Below are 8,843 nucleotides of genomic sequence, written 5' to 3'. Positions count from 1 at the left end.
ACCGAACCCCCACCTACGGCGGCCGACACCCTCCGGGTGAGGGCCGCCGTCGTCGTTTCTCTTTTAATGCCGTGCCGGTCCGGCTGCGGGTGAGCAAACCCACGTTGAGGTCGCGGCCGGAGGCACCTACAGTTAATGAAGCAGGAAGTACGGCGTGTCGGTCCAAGCCGACCACAAGCCGCCCCTGCACTGCAGCGGTTGCGCTGCACGTCAAAGACTGCACTGCAGCAGCCGCACTGCCTTCCCGGCAGGAGCAGGAACCGCATTCCCATTCCGGCGCAGAGCCGCCATGTCCGCGTGCCTTCGCCGCTGACCGGGGATGCCGCCACCAATTGATTGGAGAAGTGTCTATGTTGAAGCGTGCCGCCAAGTCCCGGCGCAGAACAGGGTCAGCCGTATCCATGCACGTGACAGCCATAGCAATCGGCTGTGCCCTTATTGCCGGAGGTGTGTCAGCTGCGGAGATCAGCATGCTGGACAACTCCCGTGCCGATACCTCCGTCAGCACACAGTTCGTTCCCTGACCCGCAGCAGCAGCTGTGCACGGAGGACCCGGCTTTTGCGCTGCATCGGATACGTTTGGTTCAACCACCTGTCCGTTAGCTCGCCGGCAAACGCCGGCTTCCTCACCTGGAGACTCCCATGACAACGCCACTGCCCGGCTGGTATCAGGATCCGGTTCAACCAAACCAGCAGAAGTGGTGGGACGGCAGCGCGTGGACGAATTACACGCTGCCGTTGGCAGAACAAGTACCGGCTGAACCAGCCGGGCAGTCAGCGGGGAGCTCCATTCCGGATTCATCCGGAACTGACGTTGATGATGTTCACGGCCAGGTGCCGCTTGCCCCGGCCGCCAGCGCTGATTCCACCGGCCGGGAGGACGGTTCCACGCCCTGGCCGGGCAATGCACAGGGCTACCCGGGGTACCAGCAGGGCCCGTACAGTAACCAGGGTTATGCGCAGGGATACCCTGGGTCAGCGCCTGCGTATCCGTCCTACCCGGGATATCCGGGCTTCCCCGGCAACCGGATGCTGCGAACCAACCCCCTCGCCCTGACCGGATTCGTCCTCGGGCTTGTCAGCATATTTCTTTTCTATATTCCCCTTTTCGGCACGGCCGTCTGCCTGGCCGCTGTAGTGTTCTCCGCCGTTGGGCTGGCCAAGCAAAAAGGCCGTGCGCCCAGGTACAAGGTCTTCGGCATCATCGGCCTCGTTCTGGGTATCATTTTCTCGCTGCTGTCGCTGCTGCTGATCATTGTGATTTTTTCCGGCCCTTACTACTACTAACTACAGGCAAGGCAGCTGCCGGAGAATTATCTGCCGGACAATCAACTGCCGGACAAGATTATTGCCGAAGCTGGCAGCAACGCCGTGCGTCCGATGCGCGAATCCCTGTCCTGAACCCCAAACCCTTTGACCCGCAGCTATTCAGCGTTACTATGTACTGGTAGGTAGTAGCACCAAGTAGAGGGGTGTGTTGATGGGCAGGCAGATGACCGAGATGCTCAAGGGGACCTTGGAGGGCATTATTCTTTCCCTGCTGGCTGTGCGCCCGGCGTACGGCTACGAGATCACGGCCAGGCTGCGGGAGCAGGGTTTCAGCGACATTGTTGAGGGCACCGTCTATGCGCTGCTGGTTCGGATCGAACGGCGCGGCCTCGTCGATGTTCAGAAGGTTCCTTCGGAAAAGGGCCCGCCCCGCAAGGTCTACTCACTCAACGCCCCGGGCCGGAAGTATCTTGAGGATTTCTGGGGGTCCTGGAGTTTCCTGGCAGACCGGATTGAAGTGATCCGCCGGCAGGCGGACCTCGGGCAGGAAGAAGGAACATAGCCATGGCTGCAAGATGGATTGAACAGGTGACCGGCTCATTCGAAGACAAGAAGCGGTGGCGGCAGTACAAGGCACGGAAGGAACAGCTGCCTCCCAACTACCGCACCGCCGTCGACGCGCTGGAGCGGTACCTGATGTACGCCGGTGCCATCGCCAAGGGCGACGTGCTCGTGCAAATGCTGGAGGACCTCGCGGACCTGTTTGAACGGGCAGCTGCTGACGCTACGCCCATCCGTGCCGTCGTCGGAGAAGACCCGGTGGAGTTTGCCGAGGCCTTCCTCCAGAACTACACCGACGGCCAATGGATCAACAAGGAACGCCGCCGCCTCAATGACACCATCAGGGAAGCCGCCTCGGACGCGTAGGCGCCCGTGATTGGAGCAGGGGACCATGACTGCAAACCCAACTGCGGGCCCCGCCATCCGGGTCCGCGGCCTCGAAAAATCCTTCAAGGGCCTGCGGGTCCTGCAGGGCGTTGACCTGGATGTGGCTGCCGGGACTGTCCTTGCGCTGCTCGGGTCCAACGGGGCAGGCAAGACGACGCTGGTACGTATCCTGGCAACAACCCTGCAGCCCGATGCCGGCAGCGCAGAGGTGGACGGCTGCGACGTCGGCACCGATCCGGGCGGGGTGAGGCGCTCCATCAGCCTCACGGGCCAGTTCACGGCCATCGATGATGTGCTCACCGGCCGTGAGAATTTGGTCCTGATCGCCAGGCTGCGAGGGGAAAGTGACCCCAAGGGCACCGCCGGCCGGCTGCTTGCCAGGTTCTCGCTCACCGAGGCAGGCGACCGGCCGGCCGCCACCTACTCCGGCGGAATGCGCCGCCGGCTGGATATCGCGATGAGCCTGATCGGCAGCCCGCCGGTGGTCTTCCTGGACGAGCCGACAACCGGCCTCGACCTGCAGGCACGCACCGAAGTCTGGGAAACCGTCCGGGCCCTCGCAGACGGCGGCATCACGGTGCTGCTGACGACACAGTACCTCGAAGAGGCTGAACAGCTGGCCGATCAGATTGCGATCCTTCACGAGGGCGTCATCATCCGGCAGGGCAGTCTTGCCGAGCTGCGGGCACTGCTCCCGCCGGCCAGGGCCGAGTACGCAGAGAAGCAGGCCACCCTCGAGGACATTTACCGGGTGTTCATCGGCGGCACCGGAGATCCGGGGAAGGGCCCGGATGCTGAAAGCTCCGCGCCCGTCGGGGAGGAACCGGCATGAGCACCCATGCGGTGAGCAACACCCGGGCATTGACCGGACGGTCGCTGCGCCACGTCCTGCGCAGCCCCGACACGATCGTCACCACGGTGCTGACTCCGATCGCGCTCCTGCTGCTGTTTGTCTACGTCTTCGGGGGAGCCATCACCACCGGTTCCGATGAGCCTTACCTGAGCTACATGCTGCCCGGGATCCTGCTGATCACCATCGCATCCGGAGTGGCCTACACTGCGTACCGGCTTTTTCTGGACGTGCAGAGCGGAATTTTTGAGCGGTTCACCTCCATGCCCATCGCCAGGTTGAGCGTGCTTTGGGCCCATGTACTGACGTCGCTGGCGGCGAACCTGATCTCCCTCGCCGTCGTCGTCGGGGTTGCGCTGATGATGGGATTCCGGACGGGCGCCTCCGCAGCGGCGTGGCTTGCCGTGGCAGGGGTCCTGGTCCTGTTCATCCTCACGCTCACCTGGATTGCGGTGTTCGCCGGTCTTTCGGCGAAGACCATCGACGGAGCGAGCGCGTTCAGCTACCCGTTGATCTTCCTGCCGTTCGTCAGCTCCGCATTTGTCCCCACCGGCACGATGCCGGGGCCGGTTGCGTGGTTTGCCGAGAATCAGCCGGTTACCGCAGTGGTGAACACCATCCGGGCCCTGCTCGCGCAGGAACCGGTGGGCACCGGAATCTGGGTTGCCCTCGCATGGCTTCTGGGCATTCTCATCCTGAGCTACCTCCTGGGGATCACGAAATACCGCAGCAAATTTCGCTAAGGCCATGCCGCCGGAACGCAAGAGCCCGCATACCCTGTCCGAAGGCGGGGTATGCGGGCTCTTCTGCTCGTCTGCGGGAAATCCCGCTTCCGGAACTAGGGCTTAGCAGCCGTAGTAGAGCTCGAACTCATAGGGGTTCGGGCGCATTGCCAGGGGCAGGATTTCGTATTCGCGCTTGTACTCGATCCAGCTGTCGATCATGTCCTGGGTGAACACGCCGCCGGCCTGCAGGAATTCGTTGTCATTCTCCAGGGCAACCAGCGCTTCCTCGAGGGAGCCCGGAGCCTTCTGAATATCCTTGGCCTCTTCGGGCGGCAGCTCGTAGAGGTCCTTATCGATCGGGTCCGCCGGCTCAATGCGGTTCTTGATGCCGTCCAGGCCGGCCATCAGCTGGGCGGCGAAGGCCAGGTACGGGTTGGAGGAGGGGTCAGGGGCACGGAACTCGAGGCGCTTGGCCTTCGGGTTGGAACCGGTGATCGGGATGCGGATGGCAGCCGAACGGTTGCCCTGCGAGTAGACCATGTTCACGGGAGCTTCAAAGCCCTTGACCAGGCGGCGGTAGGAGTTGACCGTCGGGTTGGTAAAGGCCAGGACGGCGGAGGCGTGCTTGAGCAGGCCGCCAATGTACCAGCGTGCGACGTCGGACAGGCCGGCGTAGCCCTTCTCGTCATAGAACAGGGGGGTGGAGCCGTTCCACAGGGACTGGTGGCAGTGCATGCCCGACCCGTTGTCGCCGAAAATCGGCTTCGGCATGAAGGTCGCGGACTTGCCCCAGGCGTCGGCCACGTTCTTCACGATGTACTTGAACTTCTGCAGGTCATCCGCAGCGTGGGTCAGCGTGGTGAACTTGTAGTTGATCTCGGCCTGGCCGGCACCGCCCACCTCATGGTGGGCGCGTTCGACCTCGAGGCCCGCATTGTCCAGTTCCACGCTGATGGCGTCCCGCAGGTCAGCCTGCTTGTCCACCGGTGCCACGGGGAAGTAGCCGCCCTTGTAAGGGGTCTTGTTGCCGAGGTTTCCGCCCTCTTCTTCGCGGCCGCTGTTCCACGGGGCTTCGATCGAGTCCACCTTGTAGAAGCTGCCCTTGGGGAAGGACTCGTACTGGACGTTGTCAAAGATGTAGAACTCAGCCTCTGAACCAAAGAAGGCTGTGTCTGCGATGCCGGTGGAAGCCAAGTAGGCTTCTGCACGTTCGGCCACGCCGCGGGGATCGCGGTGGTAGGGCTCGCCGGTGCGCGGGTTCACGATGGAGAAGTTCAGAGCCAGCGTCTTCTCGATGCGGAAGGGGTCGATGAACGCCGTGGTGACGTCAGGGATCAGCTGCATGTCCGATTCGGCGATGCCCTGGAAGCCGCGGATGGATGATCCGTCGAACAGTTGACCGTTGACGAAGAAATCGGCATCTACGGTTTTGGCCGGCACGTTGAAGTGCTGCTGCACTCCGGGAACGTCGGTGAATCGGATGTCGACGAACTTCACATCTTCGTCAGCGATGAACTTGAGGACTTCGTCCGCAGTTTTGAACATCGGTACTTTGCTCCTTATACACGATTTGATTGGATGACTCCGGACTGCACAGCCCCGGCCGCAGAGCCGGAAACAGCTCCCCGTCAACTCCTTAGAACTGTAGGGCCAGCTAATTTCTCATCCGTGTCGGCCGTGTTTCAGGCAAGTTACGCAACCCGAAGTCTCTCCTCTACCCTAGCGTGAACACCGCCACAGAGGGGCATTGCCGGCCCAGGCGGAGGCATTCCGGAAGCCGGGTAGTCTTAAACGGTGGTTGACAGAAGAAGCTTAGGTTCGTGGCTGGAAGGCCCTCCCTCCGACGAGAATTCCTGGCCGGGCAAGCGCCTGGGCCGGCCCAAAACGGGTCCCGGCAGCATAGGACGAGTAGGTCCGCGCCTCGGCGCCATCATTATTGACTGGGCCATTGCCTCAGTGATTGGCTACGCGTTTTTTGACGGTTCATCTGCTGCCGTCCTTGCCGTTTTCGCCGTTGAGCAGATTGTGCTCGTTTCCCTGCTGGGTTACGGCATTGGCCACCGGGCCTTCAGCCTGCAGGTCCAAAAGCTGGACGGCAGCCCCGCAGGCCCGCTGGCAGCCGTCGTCCGCACGCTGCTGCTGTGCGTGGTGATTCCCGCCGTCGTTTTCGACGAAGACCAGCGCGGGCTGCATGACCGCGCCATGGGCACCGTCCTGGTGAAGGTCAAGCACTAGCATCATCAAACACTCAACACCGGCTGTCCGCTGGTTAAGCCATGAAGGGTCCCTCCATATGGAGGGACCCTTCATGCGTTGGACAGCGCGTGTCCGTTGAGACTGAGGCTACCGTCCGCGGGAGGCCTTGCGGTCCGGACGTGCCTTGTACGGGTCAATGCCCTTGGGGATCGGAAGGCGCGTACCGAGAGCGGCCAGGCGCTTGTTGACGGCCTGGACTTCCTGCTTGGTCAGGGCCTTGGGCAGCTTCTTGGCTTTCTTCGCCACCTGTGAAAGGGGTGTCAGGTTCTCGCCGCGGCCGGTCTGGATGACGTGCACGGGTACGTTCGGGGCAATGCGGTTCATGCGCCGGCGTTCGCCGTCGGCCAGTGCCTTGGCACGTCCGGGGGCACCCTCGGTGACCAGGACGATGCCTGGGCGCCCGATGGCACGGAACACTGCTTCCTGGCTGCGCGGGTTCACGGCAACGGGCTGCTCTTCGAGGATCCAGCCCCGGCGCAGGATGCTCAGCGCGGCACCGGAAGCACCGGGCTGGCCCTCGATCTGTGTGAAGGCGGCGCGTTCGGCGCGGCGGGACAGCACGAAGACGGCCGCCAGCACGCCCAGCGGGATTCCGATAATGAGCATCGTGATCCAGTTGTCGATCAGCAGGCCGATCAACAGTGCGACGGCGACGATGCCCAGGAACGTGCCTGCCATCACCCACACCAGGTTGGGATCGTTGCGCCGCGTCATCTTGAAGACGTCGGCGATCTGCTTCATGCGGCCCGGGCCCTTTTTCTTCTTTTCCGCTTTGGGCTTGCGGGAGAGAAAGCCGCGGCGGGCGCTCTTGGATGCGTCGGAATCTGTGCTGTTGGCCATAATGGTTCAATTCTACGTGATAGCCGCCGCGGGTTTGTCCGTCCACCGCACGGGAAAACCCGGAATTCCGCGGTCTTTCGCGAAACAGGTTCGCGTCAGGCGTACACCCGCCCAGGTGCGGTACCTCAGCCCGCGGCGGGGAACATCAGCCGCGGGCAAGAATGGAGGAAGCCTCCTGCAGTGTTGAGCCTGAATCCTCGATGTGCGCCAGCAGCGGAGGCAGTTCCAGGCCCTTCTTGCGCATGGCTCCGGCCCACAGCCGTCCGGCCCGGTAGGACGAGCGCACGAGCGGTCCGCTCATCACTCCCAGGAAGCCCAGTGCGGTGGCCTCGTCGCTCAGTTCCACGAATTCCTGCGGCTTCACCCACCGGTCCACGGGCAGGTGCCGCTCACTGGGACGCAGGTACTGGGTGATCGTGATGAGGTCGCAGCCGGCATCGCGCAGGTCCCGCAGTGCACCGGAAATTTCCTCACGCGTTTCCCCCATGCCCAGGATGAGGTTGGATTTGGTGACCATGCCCAGTTTCTGGCCCTGGGTGATGACGTCCAGGGAGCGTTCGTAGCGGAAGGCCGGGCGAATGCGCTTGAACAGCCGGGGTACGGTTTCCACATTGTGGGCAAACACCTCGGGGCGGGCAGCACAGATTGCTTCGATGTGCTCGGGCTTGCCGGAAAAGTCGGGGATCAGGATTTCGACGCCGGTGCCCGGGTTCAGTTCGTGGATCTTGCGGATGGTCTCGGCGTAGAGCCACACGCCCTCATCTGCCAGGTCGTCGCGGGCCACGCCGGTGACGGTGGCGTAGCGAAGGTTCATCTTCTGGACCGAACGGGCCACCTTGACCGGTTCGAAGAGGTCTACGGCGGAGGGCTTTCCGGTGTCGATCTGGCAGAAGTCACAGCGGCGGGTGCACTCGGAGCCGCCGATGAGGAACGTGGCCTCCCTGTCTTCCCAGCATTCAAAAATGTTGGGGCAGCCTGCCTCCTCGCAGACGGTGTGCAGGCCCTCTTTTTTGACCTCTCCCTTGAGCTGCACGTACTCGGGACCAATGGCCACCTTGGCCTTGATCCATTCCGGCTTGCGTTCCACGGGTACGGCCACATTGCGCTGTTCGATGCGCAGCAGGCGGCGTCCTTCAGGGGCAAGAGTCATAGGAGTGCTCCTTTCGACCGTCCGGCTGCGGTGGCGCCGGTTTCCGGTGAGGGGGTGTCCGTGGCCCGAACAGGGTGTTCGCGGACAAGGTGTTCCCGGCGGCGGAAGAGTTCCTCTTCCACCCGGTCCACCAGATCGGCCGGTGTGACGGTGCGGCCGGTCTCGGCCGAGATTGAGGTGGTGCCGGCGTCGGTGATCCCGCAGGCAATGATTTGGCTGTATGGCGCGAGGTCATTGCTGCAGTTCAGGGAGAATCCGTGCATGGTGACGCCCTGGTTGACGCGGATGCCGATGGCTGCAATCTTGCGGTCCGGACCGCCGCCCCTAATCCATACCCCGGACCGGCCGGCAACGCGCTCGCCGGTAATGCCGAAGTCGGCAAGGACCGCAATCAGCACGTCTTCGAGTGTGGAGACGTACTCAGCGATCTTGCTGGGGTCCGGCAGGCGAAGGATCGGATAACCGACCAGCTGCCCCGGACCGTGCCAGGTCAGCTTGCCGCCGCGGTCCACGGACACCACCGGGGTGCCGTCGAAGGGGCGCTCATGCTCTTCGGTGCGCTTGCCTGCCGTGTACACCGGAGAATGCTCCAGCAGAAGCACCGTGTCCGGTGCCGTACCGGTGAGGACATTTTCATGCAGGGCGCGTTGCCGGTCCCAGCCGTCCAGATAATCCACATAATCCGGGGCAAGACCGATGCGCAGGAACTCCAAAGCCATGGGGACAGCCTAGACTGCCGCAGCCGAAGTTCCGACTATGGCCTTGGTCACACTGTTTCTGTGGCTCTGAGCACTGCCGGAAAAGG

Annotated in this window: 11 protein-coding genes; 7 read left to right on the top strand and 4 right to left on the bottom strand. The window is 63.0% G+C overall.

What is annotated here, in order from left to right:
- Nucleotides 1–344: 344 nt before the first annotated feature.
- From ACIQXM_RS14865 to ACIQXM_RS14840, 6 genes are all read left to right on the top strand, one after another.
- Complete coding sequence (locus ACIQXM_RS14865) at nt 345–524, top strand: hypothetical protein (RefSeq protein ID WP_400932831.1); 180 nt, start codon at nt 345–347, stop codon at nt 522–524.
- A gap of 118 nt (nt 525–642) precedes the next feature.
- The gene (locus ACIQXM_RS14860; protein ID WP_400932829.1) at nt 643–1,287 is read left to right on the top strand and encodes a DUF2510 domain-containing protein; all 645 of its coding nucleotides are present in this window, start codon (nt 643–645) and stop codon (nt 1,285–1,287) included.
- A 193-nt stretch (nt 1,288–1,480) separates the two neighbouring features.
- Nucleotides 1,481–1,831, top strand: a complete 351-nt coding sequence (locus ACIQXM_RS14855) for a PadR family transcriptional regulator (RefSeq protein WP_400932827.1) — start codon at nt 1,481–1,483, stop codon at nt 1,829–1,831.
- Between the two features lie 2 nt (nt 1,832–1,833).
- Entirely contained in the window at nt 1,834–2,196 is a 363-nt protein-coding gene (locus ACIQXM_RS14850; RefSeq protein ID WP_400932825.1) for a DUF1048 domain-containing protein, read from the top strand.
- A gap of 25 nt (nt 2,197–2,221) precedes the next feature.
- Nucleotides 2,222–3,049 carry an ABC transporter ATP-binding protein gene (locus ACIQXM_RS14845; protein WP_400932823.1) on the top strand — a complete coding sequence of 276 codons (828 nt, stop codon included), beginning with the start codon at nt 2,222–2,224 and terminating at the stop codon, nt 3,047–3,049.
- On the top strand, nt 3,046–3,810 hold the full coding sequence (locus tag ACIQXM_RS14840; protein WP_400932821.1) for an ABC transporter permease: 765 nt from the start codon (nt 3,046–3,048) through the stop codon (nt 3,808–3,810). Before ACIQXM_RS14845 ends, ACIQXM_RS14840 begins: the two co-directional genes overlap by 4 nt.
- 102 nt (nt 3,811–3,912) lie before the next feature.
- Here ACIQXM_RS14840 and glnA read toward each other — a convergent pair whose 3' ends face one another.
- On the bottom strand, nt 3,913–5,337 hold the full coding sequence (gene glnA, locus ACIQXM_RS14835) for a type I glutamate--ammonia ligase (protein WP_400932819.1): 1,425 nt from the start codon (nt 5,335–5,337) through the stop codon (nt 3,913–3,915).
- A gap of 249 nt (nt 5,338–5,586) precedes the next feature.
- Between glnA and ACIQXM_RS14830 the strand changes: the two genes are divergently transcribed.
- On the top strand, nt 5,587–6,027 hold the full coding sequence (locus tag ACIQXM_RS14830; RefSeq protein ID WP_400932817.1) for an RDD family protein: 441 nt from the start codon (nt 5,587–5,589) through the stop codon (nt 6,025–6,027).
- Nucleotides 6,028–6,135: 108 nt separating this feature from the next.
- On the opposite strand, the gene ACIQXM_RS14825 is transcribed toward ACIQXM_RS14830, so the two are convergent.
- The 3 genes from ACIQXM_RS14825 to lipB form a co-directional block, all read right to left on the bottom strand.
- Nucleotides 6,136–6,888: a DUF4191 domain-containing protein gene (locus tag ACIQXM_RS14825; RefSeq protein ID WP_400932815.1), complete on the bottom strand. Its 753-nt coding sequence runs from the start codon at nt 6,886–6,888 to the stop codon at nt 6,136–6,138.
- 145 nt (nt 6,889–7,033) lie between these two features.
- Nucleotides 7,034–8,038, bottom strand: a complete 1,005-nt coding sequence (gene lipA, locus ACIQXM_RS14820; RefSeq protein WP_400932814.1) for a lipoyl synthase — start codon at nt 8,036–8,038, stop codon at nt 7,034–7,036.
- Nucleotides 8,035–8,757 (bottom strand): lipoyl(octanoyl) transferase LipB, encoded by a 723-nt coding sequence (gene lipB / locus ACIQXM_RS14815; protein ID WP_400932812.1) that lies wholly within the window; start codon nt 8,755–8,757, stop codon nt 8,035–8,037. The genes lipA and lipB overlap by 4 nt, the downstream gene beginning before the upstream one ends.
- Between the last annotated feature and the right edge of the window lie 86 nt (nt 8,758–8,843).

The organism is Arthrobacter sp. NPDC097144 (assembly GCF_044762205.1).
GTDB lineage: Bacteria > Actinomycetota > Actinomycetes > Actinomycetales > Micrococcaceae > Arthrobacter_B.
This window is presented reverse-complemented; position numbering and strand designations above follow the sequence as displayed.

Bases quoted from the DNA above. Each gene is read 5' to 3' on its own strand.
- ACIQXM_RS14860 (WP_400932829.1), top strand. From the start codon at position 643: ATGACAACGCCACTGCCCGGCTGGTATCAGGATCCGGTTCAACCAAAC.
- ACIQXM_RS14855 (WP_400932827.1), top strand. From the start codon at position 1,481: ATGGGCAGGCAGATGACCGAGATGCTCAAGGGGACCTTGGAGGGCATT.
- ACIQXM_RS14850 (WP_400932825.1), top strand. From the start codon at position 1,834: ATGGCTGCAAGATGGATTGAACAGGTGACCGGCTCATTCGAAGACAAG.
- ACIQXM_RS14845 (WP_400932823.1), top strand. From the start codon at position 2,222: ATGACTGCAAACCCAACTGCGGGCCCCGCCATCCGGGTCCGCGGCCTC.
- ACIQXM_RS14840 (WP_400932821.1), top strand. From the start codon at position 3,046: ATGAGCACCCATGCGGTGAGCAACACCCGGGCATTGACCGGACGGTCG.
- glnA (WP_400932819.1), bottom strand. From the start codon at position 5,337: ATGTTCAAAACTGCGGACGAAGTCCTCAAGTTCATCGCTGACGAAGAT.
- ACIQXM_RS14825 (WP_400932815.1), bottom strand. From the start codon at position 6,888: ATGGCCAACAGCACAGATTCCGACGCATCCAAGAGCGCCCGCCGCGGC.
- lipA (WP_400932814.1), bottom strand. From the start codon at position 8,038: ATGACTCTTGCCCCTGAAGGACGCCGCCTGCTGCGCATCGAACAGCGC.
- lipB (WP_400932812.1), bottom strand. From the start codon at position 8,757: ATGGCTTTGGAGTTCCTGCGCATCGGTCTTGCCCCGGATTATGTGGAT.